The 18905-nt window shown below is 39.5% G+C and carries 15 protein-coding genes; 9 read left to right on the top strand and 6 right to left on the bottom strand.

Features of this window, described 5'->3' with window-relative positions; translation table 11 throughout:
• Nucleotides 1-189 precede the first annotated feature (189 nt).
• From OQX63_RS18155 to OQX63_RS18135, 5 genes are all read right to left on the bottom strand, one after another.
• Nucleotides 190-1641 (bottom strand): DUF294 nucleotidyltransferase-like domain-containing protein, encoded by a 1452-nt coding sequence (locus OQX63_RS18155; protein WP_265852238.1) that lies wholly within the window; start codon nt 1639-1641, stop codon nt 190-192.
• Nucleotides 1631-2308, bottom strand: a complete 678-nt coding sequence (locus OQX63_RS18150) for a 3'-5' exonuclease (RefSeq protein ID WP_265852237.1) — start codon at nt 2306-2308, stop codon at nt 1631-1633. The genes OQX63_RS18155 and OQX63_RS18150 overlap by 11 nt, the downstream gene beginning before the upstream one ends.
• 394 nt (nt 2309-2702) lie before the next feature.
• Nucleotides 2703-3443: an MIP/aquaporin family protein gene (locus OQX63_RS18145; protein WP_265852236.1), complete on the bottom strand. Its 741-nt coding sequence runs from the start codon at nt 3441-3443 to the stop codon at nt 2703-2705.
• Between the two features lie 138 nt (nt 3444-3581).
• Complete coding sequence (gene glpK / locus OQX63_RS18140) at nt 3582-5072, bottom strand: glycerol kinase GlpK (RefSeq protein ID WP_265852235.1); 1491 nt, start codon at nt 5070-5072, stop codon at nt 3582-3584.
• Nucleotides 5073-5108: 36 nt separating this feature from the next.
• Nucleotides 5109-6677 (bottom strand): glycerol-3-phosphate dehydrogenase/oxidase, encoded by a 1569-nt coding sequence (locus OQX63_RS18135; RefSeq protein ID WP_265852234.1) that lies wholly within the window; start codon nt 6675-6677, stop codon nt 5109-5111.
• Nucleotides 6678-6834: 157 nt separating this feature from the next.
• Here OQX63_RS18135 and OQX63_RS18130 point away from each other — a divergent pair, with 157 nt between their 5' ends.
• Both OQX63_RS18130 and OQX63_RS18125 read left to right on the top strand, forming a co-directional pair.
• A complete protein-coding gene (locus OQX63_RS18130) occupies nt 6835-7599 on the top strand; it encodes a DeoR/GlpR family DNA-binding transcription regulator (protein ID WP_265852233.1) in 765 nt (254 codons plus the stop codon).
• 42 nt (nt 7600-7641) lie between these two features.
• Nucleotides 7642-8031 (top strand): response regulator transcription factor, encoded by a 390-nt coding sequence (locus OQX63_RS18125; RefSeq protein WP_147229462.1) that lies wholly within the window; start codon nt 7642-7644, stop codon nt 8029-8031.
• Between the two features lie 252 nt (nt 8032-8283).
• Here the strand turns inward: OQX63_RS18125 and OQX63_RS18120 are convergent, their stop codons facing one another.
• Nucleotides 8284-9297, bottom strand: a complete 1014-nt coding sequence (locus OQX63_RS18120; protein WP_265852232.1) for a zinc-binding alcohol dehydrogenase family protein — start codon at nt 9295-9297, stop codon at nt 8284-8286.
• Nucleotides 9298-9577: 280 nt separating this feature from the next.
• Between OQX63_RS18120 and OQX63_RS18115 the strand changes: the two genes are divergently transcribed.
• From OQX63_RS18115 to ccoS, 7 genes are all read left to right on the top strand, one after another.
• The gene (locus OQX63_RS18115; RefSeq protein WP_265852231.1) at nt 9578-11359 is read left to right on the top strand and encodes a hypothetical protein; all 1782 of its coding nucleotides are present in this window, start codon (nt 9578-9580) and stop codon (nt 11357-11359) included.
• Nucleotides 11360-11413: 54 nt separating this feature from the next.
• Nucleotides 11414-12616, top strand: coding sequence for a PAS domain-containing sensor histidine kinase (locus OQX63_RS18110; RefSeq protein ID WP_265852230.1), 1203 nt, complete (start codon nt 11414-11416; stop codon nt 12614-12616).
• A 10-nt stretch (nt 12617-12626) separates the two neighbouring features.
• The gene (locus OQX63_RS18105; protein WP_265852229.1) at nt 12627-13658 is read left to right on the top strand and encodes a response regulator; all 1032 of its coding nucleotides are present in this window, start codon (nt 12627-12629) and stop codon (nt 13656-13658) included.
• A gap of 882 nt (nt 13659-14540) precedes the next feature.
• Nucleotides 14541-14966 (top strand): lactate dehydrogenase, encoded by a 426-nt coding sequence (locus OQX63_RS18100; RefSeq protein WP_265852228.1) that lies wholly within the window; start codon nt 14541-14543, stop codon nt 14964-14966.
• A 2-nt stretch (nt 14967-14968) separates the two neighbouring features.
• Complete coding sequence (gene hemN, locus OQX63_RS18095; protein ID WP_265852227.1) at nt 14969-16315, top strand: oxygen-independent coproporphyrinogen III oxidase; 1347 nt, start codon at nt 14969-14971, stop codon at nt 16313-16315.
• Nucleotides 16316-16327: 12 nt separating this feature from the next.
• A complete protein-coding gene (locus OQX63_RS18090; RefSeq protein WP_265852226.1) occupies nt 16328-18712 on the top strand; it encodes a heavy metal translocating P-type ATPase in 2385 nt (794 codons plus the stop codon).
• Nucleotides 18709-18888 carry a cbb3-type cytochrome oxidase assembly protein CcoS gene (ccoS, locus tag OQX63_RS18085; RefSeq protein ID WP_138820869.1) on the top strand — a complete coding sequence of 60 codons (180 nt, stop codon included), beginning with the start codon at nt 18709-18711 and terminating at the stop codon, nt 18886-18888. Before OQX63_RS18090 ends, ccoS begins: the two co-directional genes overlap by 4 nt.
• Nucleotides 18889-18905 lie beyond the last annotated feature (17 nt).

Genomic DNA, 18905 nt, shown 5'->3' with positions numbered 1-18905 from the left:
GTCCTCACGAAATAACGGAGACTTACAGGGACCATATTCAGCATGCTCACCGTCACCCTGATCCGATAACTATCGGATTTATTTCAGGGTCTTCCATTAACGTGTTAATAGCATGATAGATGCTGAAATAAATTCAGCAGACGTCCGGGTATTATAAACGCCTAGTATTAAACGCCCTATGCACTGCGCTTATCCCAAAGTATTGGTAAACTTCATTCTGATTCCACTTTGAAAGTTGAGGATTATTTTAAAGATTTCAATCAACGTTACCTTTTCAATTTTAGTTAAACTATCAATTTCAATAAAATTATTAGGGGCGGCTTGATCGTTGACAATGAGGTTGGCCTGATGTTTCAATCTCAAGCCCATCAAATAATAATACGATTGCGAAAGTTCATTAAATTGATTTTCGCTAAAAACGCCTAACTCTCTTAAAGCTTTTAAACGTTCACCGGTATTTTCTTTCTGAAAAATCCTGTTCTGTAAGGCATAAACCCTCGCTAAATCTACAATAGGGGTCATGGCTGTTTTAATATCAAATACCTCTTTTTTGTGAATTTTTTGAGTCCTGATGTTTCTAAAATAGGTGAGAGGTGGCTCATAAAGCAAAGCATTTTTGGCCAGGTACACGTAGAATTTTTCTATCGGTTTCTGCAATTCCTCATCAACAAAAGACCTCAGACTTTCCATAATAGCCAGATCGCCATAAATAGCCCTGCAATCGAAAAATGCGGCAAATTTTACCGCAGTTTCAGGCAGCGCTTCCTCTATCCAGTTTTTATAATTATACTTCCAGTGCGATAGTGAATGTGTCCAGTTTGGATTGGTGGCCATATAATCGCCATCACAATATACAAAACCTACAAAATTTAGTTTATCGGAGACTTGAGTAGCCAGATCTAGAAAATAGGAACGTACAGCTGCTCTATGCTCTTCATCGGTATCTTCATAAATAATGGCATTGTCCTGATCTGTTTTTAAACTAAGCTCTTTCCTGCCTTCACTACCCAAAACCATAAATACAAATTTTGCAGGTGGCGGACCTAATTTGGCAATAACATCTTCAATAATTTTAAAAGAAATGGTATCAGCAATAGTGGTAACTACCTCATTCACAATTTTCGAATGTACACCCCTGCTGAGCAGTTGTGATACGATGCCTGGTACCTTCTGCCACTTTAATTTTAAATCGCTGGTATTTACAGCCGACTTTACCGATTGGATAAAAACTAATGGAGACTCGGCCTGTTCACTTAAAAGGCGGTTTCTGCTCAGAAAGCCAACAAAATTACCTTTATCATTTACCAGTAGATAACGCGATTTCTTGCTGAACATCATCAAGATCGCTTCGTAAACATAAGCATCTGGTGTTATGGTTACAATATTGGTATCCATCACCTCATCAATAGGCAAATTTGCATTCAGTTGCTGAGCAATTACATTATCTCTTAAAGTAATATCTGTTACAAAGCCCAGATAATCGCCCTGATCATTTTTAATAAAGAGACAGCTGGTTTTTTGCTCCGACATTTTAATGGCGGCTTCAAAAATTGGTGTGCCTGAGCTGCAACTCACAATCTTTCTGAAAGTAATGTCTCCAATTCGAGCGGTATAAATTTGATCAGCTAGTTTAACTTCCATTAAAAAGTTCCTGTAAAATTCTTTTAAATGAAAATTCTTTTCTTTTTTCTTTCTCCATGTTAAAAGTATGCTCCTGATGGTAGACTGAAGTTAAGCTAATTTTGCCTGTTTTTAAAAGGTGAAAGAAAATCTTTGCGGTATTTAGTGTGTCAGATAAAGCATTATGGCTGTTCTCGGGTACTTCATTGAATAAAATGGTATAGAATTTATCCAGTTTTAAATGACTGATCACGGTATTCGTGATATATGGAGCGCTTGCCTTCATCGTGCAGAAAAAAGCCAGATTTTTAAATATGTTTTCTTTACCAATGCGGTACAATTCAACATTTACCATGTGATAATCAAGTTCAATAAAATGCCCGATAACCAGAGGTTTGTATTTTTCTATATCTTCAGAAAACTGCAACATCACCTTCTCTTTGTTTTCCCCATGCTCTTGAAGATATTCTGGTGTAATTTTATGAATTTTTAATGCTGCCTTATCGATATTAAAATCGGTATTTCTAATGTAGTGATTTTCCCGCTTAATTTCCTGGTAGGATTGATCATAAATAATCCAGGCAATTTGCACAATGTAAGGCCAGTTCTTTTCTTTAGAATAAGGGGCAGTCCAATTTTTGGGTAGGCCTGACGTTTCGGTATCAACAACGAGGAAGTATGCTTGCAATTCTGATTGGTTAGCTTATAAGATTGATCTATTTCAAAGGTAATTATTTAAGAACATAAACTATAATTATTCCTGCGTCCTTTCAATAAAGGCGATTTATAATTTATGGCAAATATTTAAAAGGTGCTATTTGGATATACTTAGGAGATGAACAAGTAGGCAGAGCTGCTTTTCAGTAATAGTATTCTTCATGGTTCGTGAGGTCAGATGTTACCATCTGACACTAAATAAGTTTTGGAATGGAAATTCTTTAATTCTAGTTTTTGGTTAATGAATTTAGATTTGTTTATAGTCAGATGGAAACATCTGACTACACAACTAAATCTGGAATCATAAAAAGAGAGTTGTCAACTTTTTAACGAAAAAACGCTTAAAGTTGACAACTCAAATGCCTTTATTTACTGATCAGTAAAAATGCTACAGCGGCTAATACGGAGCCTATTATCGGACCAACAATGGGTATCCAGGCATAAGCCCAGTCGCTACTTCCTTTTCCCTTCATTGGAATCAAAAAATGGACAATCCGCGGTCCTAAATCTCTTACCGGATTAATGGCATATCCGGTTGTTCCGCCTAATCCCAAACCAATTACCCAAACTAAAAACGCAACGGGAATGGCGCCAATTGAGCCTAAGCCAATGGGAGTGCTAACCGTTTCTTTAGTACCCATACTGGCGTCGGTAAAATAAAAAATCACAAATATTAAAACGAAAGTGCCAATAATTTCTGATAATAAATTCGACGAAATATTTCTGATGGCCGGGGCAGTTGCAAAAGGTGCAGCTTTTAAACCCTGATCATCAGTAGCATCGAAATGGTCTTTATAAATTAGCCAAACGAGTAAAGATCCAGTCATGGCACCAGCTAACTGCGCCACAATGTAAAATGGAACCAGGGCCCAGCTAAATCCTTTACCAATGGCGAGTCCGAGGGTTACAACCGGATTTAAATGCGCCCCGCTATATGGGCCGGCAACAACAACCCCTACAAATACGGCAAGTGCCCAAGCGGTTGTAATGACCATCCATCCTCCATTATTCCCTTTAGTACCTTTAAGTACTACGTTTGCCACTACACCGTTTCCTAAAAGAATCATGAGTGCTGTACCAATAAATTCTGAAAGATATATATTCATTGTGAAAAATTAAGCGTTTTATAATTGATTAGGTCGAATTAGGTATAAGGCAATCTGTAAGAAGCAGCCTATTCATAAAGCTAAGACCCTGAAATAAATCCGATAGTTATCGGATCAGGGTGACGAACCCGTTTTTTACTAGTCCTCTGCATTTACCCTGGCTGCTTTTACAGCCCTGTTCCAACCTTTTATTCTTTCAGTATTATCAATTCCTTCTTCAGCAATAAAAGTTCTGTTAATTTTCCATTGCGACCGGATCTCATCAATACTTCCCCAGAAACCAGTAGCTAACCCGGCAAGATATGCAGCGCCAATAGCAGTAACTTCTGTTACCTCTGGCCTGATTACTTTACAGTTTAACAGATCGGCCTGGAACTGCATCAGTAAATCATTGCCTGTAGCGCCGCCATCAACTCTTAACTCGGTAATATTTACGCCTGCATCTGCTTCCATCGCTTTCAACACATCCATCGTTTGATAGGCGATACTTTCCAGGGCTGCCCTGGCAATATGCGATTTGTTTGTACCCCGGGTTAATCCGGTAATCGTGCCTCGCGCGTGTTGATCCCAGTGTGGGGCACCCAAGCCGGCAAAAGCTGGAACAACGTAAACGCCATCCGTATCGTTTACTTTTTTGGCTAAAGTTTCTACATCGGCCGATTTAGAAATTAACCCCATTTCATCGCGAAGCCACTGTACAACAGCGCCACCAATGAAAATACTTCCCTCTAAAGCATAATTTACTTCGTTATTAATTTGCCAGGCGATAGTGGTTAACAGGTTATTGGCAGAAATTTTTGCCTTTTCTCCGATATTCATCAACATGAAACAGCCAGTGCCGTAGGTGTTTTTTACCATTCCGATATCAGTACACATTTGCCCGAATAAGGCCGACTGCTGATCGCCAGCGATGCCTGCAATAGGAATTTTTGCAGCTAATATCCGTCCAGCGGTTACACCATAAACCTCGCTCGATGATTTTACTTCCGGAAGCATTGTTTTTGGTATAGCGAAAAGTTCCAGTAATTCTTCATCCCAGCTTAAAGTATGGATGTTGTAAAGCATGGTCCGGGAGGCATTGGTTACGTCGGTTACATGTTTTTCGCGTGCTGTTAATTTCCATATTAACCAGGTATCAATGGTGCCAAACGCCAGTTTTCCTGCTTCAGCCTTTTCACGCGCACCTTCAACATTTTCCAAAACCCAAAGGGCTTTGGTTGCAGAAAAATAAGAATCGATAATCAGGCCTGTTTTCTCCTGGATTTTACCCGCCAAACCTTTTGCTTTAATTTCATCGCAATAAGCAGCGGTACGCCTGTCTTGCCAAACAATGGCATTATATATGGGCATTCCGCTTTCTTTATCCCAAACAACCGTGGTTTCACGCTGATTGGTAATGCCTATGGCGGCGATATCGTTTACGGTAAGACTGGCTTTTACAATTACTTCTGTTACAACAGCCAGTTGCGTAGACCAGATTTCCATTGGATCATGCTCTACCCAGCCAGCTTTAGGATAAATCTGTGTGAATTCTCGTTGTGCGATGGCAACAATTTCGCCATTGTGATCAAAAATAATGGCTCTCGAACTTGTGGTTCCCTGATCGATAGACAATATATATTTACTCATAGTTGAAAATTTGGTTAGCGGGCTATGCCTTCAAGGTTATTTTACAGGTTGATGGTAAAGGTAACCATCAGCTAATTTATTAAAAGTTTCAATTTGATCGGCTGCCCAGTTTTCATCTGCAGATAGTTCTTTTGAGAGGAGCGAGGCTACACGTGGCGCCATATCTTTCGCAGCCTGTGCATCAATAAATAATACCCTTAGCCTTCTACTTAAAATATCTTCTACAGTTTCTGCCATTTCATTCCTTGCAGACCAAACTACCTCGCCCTCCATAAAAGGAAAAGATGGATGTAAAGGCTTTTCCAGACCTGGATTTTGCTTGATCAAGGCTTCAATATTACTGCGATCGGATCCATATATGGCTAAATGACCACTTTCTGTATCAACTATATTGCCATGTATGCTTAAATTTTGGGTTACACATGCTTTCGGTTTTAAACCTGCGTGAGTAATGGCTAAATTCACAGTTTCTTCTGCCATTAGGCGATAGGTAGTCCACTTTCCGCCCGTAATGGTAATCAATCCCTTTGCAGAAACAATCAGTTTATGATCCCTGCTGATCTCTTTGGTACTATTTCCATCACCATTAATAGGAGCAGCTAATGGACGTAAGCCTGAAAATACGCTTAAAATATCCTTTTCCACGGGCTTTCGGTTAAAATAGGCTGCCGCAGTACCCATAATAAAATCAACCTCTTCTTTTAAAGCGCGCGGCTCGAGGCTATGCTCATGAAGTGGAGTATCAGTTGTGCCTACCAGTAAATGTTCATGCCAGGGAACAGCAAATAAAACCCTTCCATCAGATGTTTTTGGGATCATTAATGCCGATTTGCTATTCAAAAAGCTTTTCTCCAATACTACATGCACGCCCTGACTGGGGCGGACCATCTTTTTGGTATCGGGATTATTCATGTTCAGGATATCATCAACAAATACGCCTGTTGCATTAATTACAATTTTGCCATTGTACTTGGCTTTTGAGCCAGTTATCGTATCCTCTGTTTCTATACCGGTAACCGTATCACCGCTTTTTAATAAGCCTATTACTTTGGTATAGTTTAATAATGATGCACCTTTCTCCATAGCAGTTTGTGCAATGTTGATGGCCAAACGGGCATCATCAAACTTTCCGTCGTAATACCTGATGCTTCCTTTTAATCCTTTCTCTTTAATGCCGGGCATCATAGTTAAGGTTTCTTTTTTAGAGAAAAATTTAGATTTGCCAAAGCTATATTTGCCTGCCAACCAATCGTAAAGGGTAAGTCCGGTTAAATATTTTACAACAGAAAACCAATCATAGCAGGGAATGAGGAATTCTTCTTTATCTACCAGGTGTTTAGCGTTTTGTTGTAATAAACCACGTTCTTTTAAAGCATGTTTAACCAAACCGATGTCGCCCTGTGCAAGGTAGCGAACTCCGCCATGAACGAGTTTGGTACTTCTGCTGGATGTTCCTTTGGCAAAATCAGCTTGTTCTACCAGTAAGGTTTCATAGCCCCGGCTTGCTGCATCTAAGGCTATGCCTAAACCTGTAGCACCTCCGCCAATGATAATGAAGTCCCAAATGATGTTATCTGCTAAATGATGGGCATGTAATCTCTTCATTGGTGTTTAAAAAATAACAAAACGAAATAATACGTAATTATAGGAAATTGTAATTGAAATAATATTGTAAGTGGGTTAAAAATTTATTAAATATTTGTTTAAAATATATTAAAGAATGTTTTTATTGCTAATTTGCAGCACGCTAATTTAATATACTATGATGAATTTGGCTGAGAGGCACCAGTTTATTTTAAGTCGCCTGCAACGTGATCAATACATAAATGTGGTAGATTTGTGTAAGGAATTGAAAGTATCTTCTGTAACAATAAGAAAGGACTTAAAACTGCTGGAAGACAAGAGCCTTCTGTTTAGGACACACGGTGGAGCAACGATAAACAATCCCTATACCGTTGACCGTCCGGTTAATGAGAAAGAAAAAATACAATCTACCGAAAAGAACAAAATCGGGATGGCTGCAGCAGCATTGCTGAACGATAACGATTCTATTGTGATTGCTTCTGGTACCACAGTATTGTATTTTGCGAAGAACATTGCGCCTGCAACAAATTTAACGGTGGTTACTTCTGCATTAAATGTAGCGCTTGAATTAATGCGTGAACCTGGTATTGAAGTAATACAGTTGGGTGGCTTACTTAGAAAAAGTTCTTCGTCGGTTATGGGGGCTTACGCGGAGCAAGTTTTGCAGGACTTTTATTTTAATAAACTATTTTTAGGGGTAGATGGCATTGATCTGGATTTTGGAATAACGACTACAAATGCCATGGAGGCACATTTAAACCGTAAAATGATCGGTGCATCGCAAAAAACAATTGTACTGGCCGATTCTACTAAATTTGGAAAGAGAGGCTTTGGAAAGATATGCGGATTGGAAGAAATTGACCATATTATCACAGATAAAGGAATTTCTGAACAAATTGTAAAACATTTAGAGGGCTTGGGTGTTACTGTTACTATCGTGTAGCGCATTCCACGCGAACGGAGATCCCAAACATATAATTTGAACATGGAAAAAAAACGAATACACATTTTAGAAGACGATCAGGAAATCAGAAACGTGATTGAAATCCTGTTAAAAGAAGAGGGTTTTGAATTACAGCTTTCTTCATCTTTTGCAGAGCTGAAGAAAAACATCCAGGATGCAATGCCTGATCTTTTCTTGTTAGATGTAATGTTGCCAGATGGAAACGGCGCAGAAATATGCGAAGATTTAAAAACTGATATTTTTACCAAACATATTCCTATCATCGTAATGTCTGCACAGAACAATAGCGAGCAAAAAGCGATTGATGCATTTGCCGATGATTACATCAGCAAACCCTTCGATATTTACAATGTTTTGGAACGCATTAATGCGCAGTTAAAAAGAAGTTCAGAGAACAGGACTAAAGTTTAGTTGAAACAGGATATAAAAAAGAGAGAAGCTTTATTGACTTCTCTCTTTTTTTATGCTAAATAATTCTAAATAGACTAAGGTCATTTCGAGCGGGTTAAACGCAGACGAAAACCTAAAAGCGCTACGAAGCAAAATTTGTCGAGGTAAATATTTCCCCGCCAGTACGGGCCTGCATTCTACTACGTTCCAGTTGAGGAAGACCAACGTTTCAATTTTTTTTTGGAATTTGTTTCATTAATCTGAAGCATATTTCTAATATTCAATAACCACTTTGCCAATGGTTTTGCCACTTTCCAATAAACGGTGGGCTTCTTTTAAATTTTCTACTGTAAATCCCTTCAAGGTTTGATTTAGTGTAGTTTTAAGCGTGCCGTTGTCCAATAACTTAGCGACTTCATTTAAAATGTGATGTTGCTGTTCAATATCGTCAGTTTGGTACATAGAGCGGGTGTACATCAGTTCCCATGAAAAGGTAACGCTTTTGTTTTTTAATTTATTTAGGGCAATAGGAGTGGCTGATCCAGTGATGGATACGATATGACCCTGTGGTTTAATCAGCTCTACCAGGTCATCCCAATAACTGTTCAGGTCTACAAAGTCGAGAATAAAATCTACTTCCTTAAAACCTGCGGCACGCACTTCTTCAACCAGGTTTTTATGATCTACCACCACATCTGCACCCATGGCTTTACACCAGTCTTTTGTTTCCGGTCTGGAGGCAGTAGCAATCACTTTCAAACCACTTATTTTCTTTGCCAGCTGTATGGCAATGGAGCCAACGCCACCTGCGCCACCAATAATCAGGATGCTTTTCCCTTTATCTTTTTGTTCGCTGATGCGAATACGGTCGTAAAGCGATTCCCAGGCTGTAAGTGCAGTTAATGGCATCGCGGCTGCTTCAGCATCATTTAATTTTTTTGGTTTTAAACCCACTATGCGTTCGTCAATCAATTGGTATTCTGCGTTCGAGCCGCTTCGTGTTAAATCTCCGGCATAATATACTTCGTCTCCGGTTTTAAAGAGGGAAACGTCTTCACCAACGGCTTCAACTGTTCCAACAGCATCCCATCCAATTACTTTGGGTGTTTCCAGTAAGGTATCTTTCGCGCTGTTCTGGCGGATTTTAAAATCAACCGGATTTACGCTGATGGCCTTTATTTTGACAAGTAAATCTCGTCCTTTTGGATGTGGAACAGGCGTTTCAAATTCGATAAAACTTTCGTTTTCGCTTATTGGTAGTGAGGTTTTAAATCCTATAGCTTTCATGGCTGATCAGTTATTTCTTAATCGTAAAATATTCTTTTTGATAACGCAAATATAAACTGTTATGATAAAGAAGATTCAGAATAGATGTCATAAGCGGATCAATAAATTGCTTGAGAACCTAGAATATCTGATGGGCGGAAACAATAGGCTAAAAAAGTGATCTCGCTCATTTTTTGGTTTGAGCCATATCACCATAACCACCGTTAACACAAGGTAGTTTTGCTGTAGAAAATATTTGGCCTTCCGGGCATATTGAAAGCCAATTTTATATCAAAAAACCATGTCACATTCATTTCATATTCCCGTTTTGGGATTGGGTTACTCCATTGATACTCCTTTAAAAGTTGCCAGGTATGGCATTTCTTCAGTACTCTCTATTGTTGATGATGAACTGGTAGAACGGATGCGTGCTTATCACTCACGAAACAGATCGGTTGATTTCGAGGCGATTGCAAAAGGTGAAACCGATAGCCGAAGCCGGCGAATAACGACATATCTCAACTTTTTATCAGATTGCATCAACCAGGATTTCAAAAATTTAAAACAGCAGGATTTTACGGAGGGTAGCGATATCTGTCGTTATTTCGAACTCTTGCCCGATACCTCAAAATTAAAACATGGTTACGAACTGATGATAGAGTATCCCGAAGGAGAAGCCAAACAGATCTTTAAATCCGTACTGAAAAATGCTATGCGCATGGGGAGCATTGATGTTAACATTATGGCTAAGGTGGATAAAATGAACTATTTGAATGGCGAATACACTGGTGATGTTAATACAGATGCACTAGCAGCTTTACGTGGTTTCGCAGAAAGTAAACTCAATGCCTCAGTAGTACTTTCCGCAGGAATGAACCCCAAATTGTATAGCTATATGGAGCAATTCGCCGATTTTTTTCCAGATGAAAATGCTTCATTAAAAAAGAGGATTATCTTGAAAGTAAGTGATTTCAGGTCGGCTTTAATTCAAGCTAAATTTCTGGCTAAAAAAGGACTATGGGTATCAGAGTTCAGGATCGAATCAGGTTTAAACTGTGGCGGTCATGCATTTGCTACCGAAGGATATCTGCTTGGACCGATTCTGGAGGAATTTAAAACTAAAAGAAGCGATATGTACCGGGAGCTTTTTGAAATGTATCACCTTGCTTTGGCGCAAAAGGAAATTCAGATTGAAAAAGAGCCCAAACAAAAGATCACCGTGCAGGGCGGAATCGGAACCGCTTCAGAACATAACTTTTTGCTGCAACATTATCAGCTTGATGCCACAGGCTGGGGAAGTCCTTTTTTATTGGTACCCGAAGTAACCAATGTTGATGCGAACACTTTAACACAACTTACCGGTTCAACCGAACAGGATTTTTATTTAAGCGATGCTTCACCATTGGGCATCCGTTTTAATAATTTCAGAAACAGTACCGTAGAGCAGCAGCGGACTGAACGGATTGAAAAGGGCAGACCAGGAAGCCCATGCACAAAGAAATACCTTTGCAACAATACTGAATTTACCGAACAGGCCATTTGTACCGCATCCCGCGAATATCAGCACTTAAAGATTAAAAGTCTTCAAACAGCTGGTTTAACTGCAGAAGAATATGAAAAACAATTTGATGAGGTTACAGGAAAAATATGCCTTTGTGAGGGACTCTGTTCTTCCAATTACCTAAAATACAACATCCTTAAGCCGAAAGAAAATAAGGCTGTAGCCATTTGCCCTGGACCAAACCTTGCATATTTCTCTGATGTATACGCTTTTGATGAAATGGTCGGCCATATTTATGGTAAAATTAATCTTTTGGAGCAGGTAGAGCGTCCGCACGTTTTTATCAAAGAGCTTAATCTTTATATCGACTACCTGCAGGAAGATATTAAACAACAGTTGCAGCATTTCAGCGATAAAAAAATAAAACAATTAAATGGATTTAAACTGCAGCTGACAGAAGGAATCAATTATTATAAAAAACTTTTCAGTGAAATGGCAGATCAGGCATCTGATGAATTTATGCAATTATATGAACAGTTGGCAAGTTCTAAAAATAAACTCGACACCCTGATTGTTGGTTGAGAAAAGAGATCGCTAATACTTTTTCTATATTTACGGAGATATACTTAAAGCATAATGGATAGATCGAAATTTTTGGATGCAATTATTGAAAACGCTATTGATGGGATTATTACCATTGATGACCGGGGGATTATAGAACATTTAAACCCTGCTGCACTTGAGCTTTTCGGTTATAAGAGGGAAGAATTGGTGGGTAATAATATTTCGGTTCTGATGCCTGAACCTGATCATTCGCGTCATGATGAATACCTCTCCAGGTATGAACATACCGGGCAGAAACATATTATCGGCATCGGTAGAGAAGTTTCGGGTAAACGTAAAGACGGCTCAATATTTCCTTTCAGGCTAGGCGTGAGCGAGATCAAATTTAGCGACCGTAAAATTTATACAGGTTTTATTCACGATTTAAGTAAAGAAAAGGCAAACGAAGAACAGATTAAAAGTTATACCGAAAAACTGGAAGTTAAGATAAAGGAGCGTACACGAGACCTGGTTAAGCTTGTATCAGAACTAGAAATGGCCAAAGAAAATATGCGTGCACTTTTTCAAAAGGAAAAGGAACTGAACCAGCTCAAAACCAGGTTTGTATCCATGGCCTCGCATGAATTTAGAACGCCGCTCAGTTCGATTCAGCTTTCAGCATCCCTCATCGATAAGTATACCACTAAACAGGATGTGGCCAGTGTGGAGAAACATACCTTAAAAATCAAAAATTCCATCAATAACCTCACTACAATATTAAACGATTTCCTTTCGCTCGAGAAACTCGAGGCCGGGAAAGTGGAAGCATCGGCACAAGCTTTTAACATCATCAGCTTTGCAGAAGAAATAGCAGAAGAGATGCAGATGATGACCAAACAGAACCAGCATATTATTTACGAACATACGGGAACAACCGCCGAGGTTTACCTGGATCCGAATCTGTTGAAAAATTGTATCATCAACCTCATTTCCAACTCGATCAAATATAGTGGTGAGAATACACTCATCCAGTTCAATTCCATTTTAAAGAATGATGAACTGATTTTAGAAGTAAAAGACAATGGCATTGGCATTCCAGCTGCTGATCAAGACAATCTCTTTGAACCATTTTTCAGGGCACACAATACCGGCGATATTCCGGGAACAGGATTGGGGCTTAACATTGTGAAAAGATATGTTGGCCTGATGAACGGCACGGTAACCTGTAACAGCGAGCAGCACTCGGGTACCGTATTTACGCTTACCTTTCCCTTTAAAAATAATTTTATAATTTAAGATCTATCCCATGAACAAGAAAGTTTTAATCATTGAAGATAACGACGACATCAGGGAAAGTACTGCTGAAGTACTTGATTTGGCAGGTTATAAAACTTTTATGGCTAAACACGGAAAAATCGGTGTGGAGATGGCCGTCAGTCATTTGCCTGATGTAATTCTGTGCGATATTATGATGCCAGAACTGGATGGATATGGTGTTTTGTATCTGTTGAACAAAAATCCGAAAACGGCCAATATCCCTTTCATTTTCATCACCGCAAAAACAGAGCGGGCAGATATGCGGAAAGGCATGGAAATGGGTGCCGATGATTACCTCACTAAACCTTTTGATGATACCGAACTTTTTAGAGCGATAGAAAGCAGGTTTAAGAAAAAACAACAAGCTGCAGGTTTTAGTTCAACAGATGGCAATGGTGATACGATAATGGACGAGCTACGTAAAAAAGGAAAATCGCGAGCAGTAATCAGCAAACAGGTAATTTATATAGAAGGCGATGAGCCTACACACCTCTATTATGTAAATAAGGGACAAGTGAAAACCTACAAACGTTTTAAAGATGGCAGGGAGCTTTCTTCAGGGCTCTACCATGACGGAGATTTTTTTGGTTACGAAAGTTTATGCAATGGGGAACTTTATGCAGAAAATGCTGCCACGCTCACCGAATCAGAAATTATCCATATTCCTAAAGCAGATTTTATGGAATACCTGCTCAATCACCAGGCTGTATCAAAAACATTTATTGGTCTGTTATCCGGGAATGTGCGCGATAAAGGAAAACAGATGCTTCAACTAGCCTATTCATCGGTAAGAAAACGAGTAGCCGAAGCTTTGTTACAGGTGGCCACAAAATTTGGCGATGGCATGGCCGATACTTGCACCATCCGGATCTCGCGCGATGATCTTGCCGCATTAGTGGGTACCGCCAGTGAAACTGTAAGCAGAATGCTGGCTGATTTTAAAGATGAAAAACTGATTGATAAAACAGGCAATGCCATAAATATTCTCTCTATCGAAAAACTCAGGAATATTAAACAATAACGTTCATTAGTCGTTAGTTAATCTGGTTAACTGGTTAAATCGGTTAACTGAGGATTGGCTCATTAATTCCCACAGAGATCGTCATTTCGAGCGAAGTGCAACGCAGCCGAGAACCCGAAGGCTCAGCGAAGCTAAATCTGTCTGGATAGATCTCACCGTTTCGCTGCGCTACAGTCGAGAAGACGATCGTATTATAAAAATTGGCTGAGTTTTAACTCTATCTGTGGTGTCGGCAAAGAAATGTTAAACAAAGCCGACATACACTTATTAGTATTTTGATCGCAAAATATGGAATGGTTCGTGGAGACACAAACCATGGCTATTTTAACAAAATCTAGTACGAGTCTTTTGCGCTGCCTATCTGTGGTGTCAGATGTTTCCATCTGACACAGAGAAGTTTTAATCTTAATTATTCTGTTTAGAAAAGCAATGCCTGTGGTGCTTCGATTAGATCAGTCCCGCCCTTTGCTTAATCCCGATTAGATAAATCGATAAATTAGATGATCACTTAAATCGGGATAACGCTGCCGGTCGGGTTTATTTAACGCGGGTCTGTTTAAGTCTATGGTGTCTGCTGTTTTTATCTGACATATCTGTGGTGTCAGATGTTTCCATCTGACACAGAGAAATGCTAAACAAGGCCGACATATGCTTATTGGTATTTTGATAGCGAAAAAGGGAATGGTTCGTGGACACACGAACAATGACTATTTTAAGCGCTAAAACTTTCGCTATCAATGGGTCTTACCTGGTTTAGCTGAGTCAAGACTATAGACTCAAGACCAAGGACTTAAAAAAGTAATAAAAATCATTTTTTTCTCTAAGCACGCTCACCTGTCGCTTTAGGCTTCCTCCATAGTTTTGTATATATAAATATTGTATATGAAAGCTATAGCTTACAACATTAAGCCCGATGAAAAGGAATGGTTGGTACTGGCCAATTATAAGAAACATGATATCACCATCATAGCCAATAGCTTAACAGCCGATACGCTTTCATTTGCAACCGGTAAAGAAGCGCTTTTGGTTTTTAATAACGATGAGCTGAGTGGTAATATGATATTGGGTCTTAGATCATTGGGTATCAAATATATTGCAACTTCATCTTCACAAACAGATCATCTTGATCTTAGCGCTGCCGGCCTTGCCGGTATGAAGGTGGCCAACGTTCCTTTAGTTGCCGATCAGGCCGATACCAAGGCGAGGATGGAGCAGGTGATCAAAAACCTCGATCAGTGGGCCGCTGGTAAATGCGTGGGCAAAGCCTGCTGTTGCCAGAACGAGTGTGCAACCGCTAAAAAACTGTAAAGATGGAAAGTACCGAATTGCTTAAAAGGTATAACGTAGCAGCTCCTCGTTATACCAGTTATCCAACCGTTCCCTACTGGGATATTGCAAACTTTGATGCAAAGGGTTGGCTGGGCAGCGTGGCCAATACTTATGTAAGCCATAAAAACGAAGGAATCAGTTTGTATATCCATCTACCTTTTTGCGAAAGCCTGTGTACTTACTGTGGCTGTAATACCCGTATTACCAAGAATCATTCAGTAGAAATGCCATATATCTTAGCTGTACTAGCTGAATGGCGCATGTATGTAGATGCCTTACAGGAGAAACCTAAACTAAAGGAATTGCATCTTGGCGGTGGAACCCCCACTTTTTTTAGTGCAGAAAACCTGGAGTTGCTTATTAACGGTATCATGCAAAATGCAAGCCTGGCTCCCGATGCAGAATTCTCTTTTGAGGCACATCCAGCCAATACGACCAAAGCGCATTTAACAACACTCTACCAACTTGGTTTTAGCAGATTAAGTTTGGGGATACAGGATTTTGATCCCAAAGTTCAGTTTTTGATCAATCGATTTCAAACACCTGCGCAAGTTGCTGAAGTAACCAACGAAGCAAGGAAAATAGGTTATACATCCATCAATTTCGATTTGATTTACGGACTGCCTGGCCAATGCATTAATGGGTTGGAACGTACGGTAAATGACGTAGTCAGGATGAAGCCAGACCGTATTGCCTTTTACAGTTATGCACACGTGCCCTGGTTAAAACCCGGACAAAGGCATTATACCGAAAAGGATATTCCCACCGGAGATGAAAAATTTGCACTTTACCAATTCGGCAGAAAGTTACTACTTGAGGCCGGTTATGAAGATGTAGGGATGGATCATTTTGCCCTGAAAAGCGATCCTTTGTTTCAATCGATGGCATCGGATAAACTGCACCGTAATTTTATGGGCTACACCAGTCAGCATACCCATTTACTCATCGGACTTGGTGTTTCATCGATCAGTGATAGCTGGACTGCCTTTGCGCAGAATCCTAAAACGGTAGAAGCTTATTTAGATAAAATAGCACAGCAATTATTACCTGTAGAAAAAGGACATTTTTTAACCGATGAAGACCTCAGAGTAAGAAAGCATATTCTTAATATCATGTGCAGATCCAATACTACATATAGCGAAGGCATTCCCGAAAAGGTTTATGAGCGGCTTTTGCCTTTATTGCACGATAAGCTAATATCGGTAACTGAAAAAGAAATCAGGATTACTACAATAGGAAAATCCTTCCTAAGAAATGTCTGTATGGCATTTGACGAGAAACTATGGCTTAAGCAACCTAAAACACAACTATTCAGTTCATCAATATAAGAAACGATTACAATGGAAGATCAGAGTAAAACCACAACCAAAGCCATTTGCTACCACTGTGGAGAGGATCTGCCCAAGGTAAAATATCAAACAGATGATAAAGATTTTTGCTGTGCAGGCTGCATGGCTGTTTTTAAAATCCTTTCAGAAAATAACCTGTGCAATTATTATGTGTACAACAATACTCCTGGGAGACAATTAAAAAATGAAAGCCATTTAGAATACCTCGACGATCCTAAAATTATCGATCAATTGCTCGATTACAAACATGAAAATTCGAGCATCATTACGTTTTACATTCCCGCCATTCATTGCAGCTCCTGCATCTGGTTATTAGAACACCTCTATAAAATCAATCCAGCTATATTCAGCTCGCGGATTGATTTTCTTAAAAAGCAGGTAACCATCAACTTCAACCATGAAGAGATTTCACTAAGACATTTGGTTGAAACCTTAAACCAGATCGGTTACGAACCCTTAATCAGTCTACAGGATGTAGTAAAGGCCCACAGCAGTTCGGTTGATAAAAGTTTAGTGCTGAAAATTGCTGTCGCAGGATTTTTAATGGGCAATGTGATGCTTTTTAGCTTTCCAGAATACTTTGGTTTGTCAGGTTTTGAAAAACAGTTCCAGTCTTTATTCGGCTGGTTAAACCTGGCATTCTCCATTCCAGCGGCTTTTTATTGCGGGCGCGATTATTTTACCTCGGCCATTACCAGTATTAAACACAAACACATCAATTTAGATACGCCTTTAGCACTCATTATTGCCGTATTGTTTTTACGTACTGCTTTTGAAGTCATTTTTGCCACCGGACCAGGTTTTGCCGATACCTTAACCGGACTGGTTTTTTTGCTTTTAATGGGTAAATGGCTGAAACAGCGTACCTACCATCACATTTCTTTTGACCGTGATTACCGTTCTTATTTCCCTATTGCGGTTACTACCATACAGAATGATAAAGAAAAACCAGTATCCATTAACGACATCAAAATCGGAGACCGGTTATGGATCAGAAATGGAGAATTGGTGCCTGCAGATGCTATTTTAATGAAAGGCGATGCCTGGGTGGATATGAGTTTTGTTACCGGCGAATCTGAGCCAATCCATAAAGTGCTGGGCGAAATTATTTACGCAGGAGGGAGGCAGACCACCGAAGCCATAGAACTAGAAGTAATTAAACCGGTTTCGCAGAGTTACCTCACCGGACTCTGGAACAATGATAACTACAAAAACAACATCGAAAAGCAGAATTTTAACGATTCTGTTGCCAAATATTTCAGTCTCGGCGTTTTTCTGATTGCCTTTGCAGCTACAGCTTACTGGTTGTTTCAGCACGATAGCCATAAGGCCTGGTCGGCATTTACCGCGGTCATTATTGTAGCCTGTCCATGCGTACTGGCTTTAAGCACACCTTTTACCTTATCGGCCATTTTATCTGTTTTTGATAAAAAAGGATTTTACGTAAAAAACACCGATGCGGTTGAAGAACTGGCTAAATGTGATACTGTGATTTTTGATAAAACAGGTACCTTAACCAGTAATGAAAATGCAGAAATTTCTTTTAACGGATCTTTAACAAACGAAGAAAAACTGATTGTGGCTTCGCTGTTGCGTAATTCTACCCATCCTTTAAGCCGGCATATTTTAAAGGCTTTAAATGTTGAAAGATTTTATTCACTTAAAGATTACAAAGAATTGGTAGGTAAAGGATTATCCGCTAAAATAAACAATCATGTTATTTATGCTGGTCATTTATCCATGCTGCCTGTAACCGTAAAATCGGTTGGTGAAACCGGTGTACATATTCTGATTGACCATAATTATAAAGGTTGTTTTGATATTAAACAGCAATGGCGGCCTGGATTGGGACAGTTGGTTTCAAAACTCTCTACATTTAAACTCCAGGTGTTATCAGGCGATACCGATAAAGATCATTCCATGCTGCAGACTATTTTTCCTGAAAAAACAACCATCAGGTTTTACCAGCGTCCGCACCAGAAACTGGAAGCTGTTATAAGTCTTCAGGAAGGTGGCAATAACGTGTTGATGCTCGGCGATGGCTTAAATGATGCCGGTGCTCTAAAGCAGAGCAATTTTGGGATAGCCTTAACTGATAACATCAATAATTTTACGCCAGGTTGTGATGCCATTCTGCAGGGAAACTCGTTGAACTCTCTTCCAAACTTTATCCAGCTTAGTAAAGATGGGCTTAAAGTGATTAAAATTAGTTTTGCAATTGCTATAACCTATAACTGTATTGGTATTTATTATGCCGTACAGGGAACACTTTACCCATTGGTTGCAGCGGTGCTGATGCCTATTAGTACCGTTACCATTATTTTATTCACCACCCTGGCTACCCGCTGGTTTGCCCGTAAAAACAAACTGATATGAACATCCTTTATTTTTTAGTTGGCTGCAGCGTTTTAATGGCACTCATTTTTTTGGGTGCCTTCTTTTGGGCTTATAAAACTGGTCAGAACGATGATGTGCACACCCCAGGCATCCGCGTATTGTTCGACGATGAAGTGATTGCCGAAAAAAGTGAAGAAGATCACTTTTCCAGCTAAGCGCCATCATCCTTTAT

It is taken from the genome of Pedobacter sp. PF22-3 (assembly GCF_026239555.1).
Lineage (GTDB): Bacteria > Bacteroidota > Bacteroidia > Sphingobacteriales > Sphingobacteriaceae > Pedobacter.
The sequence above is the reverse complement of the archived record's forward strand: the minus strand, read 5'-3'. Positions and strand labels throughout refer to the sequence as shown.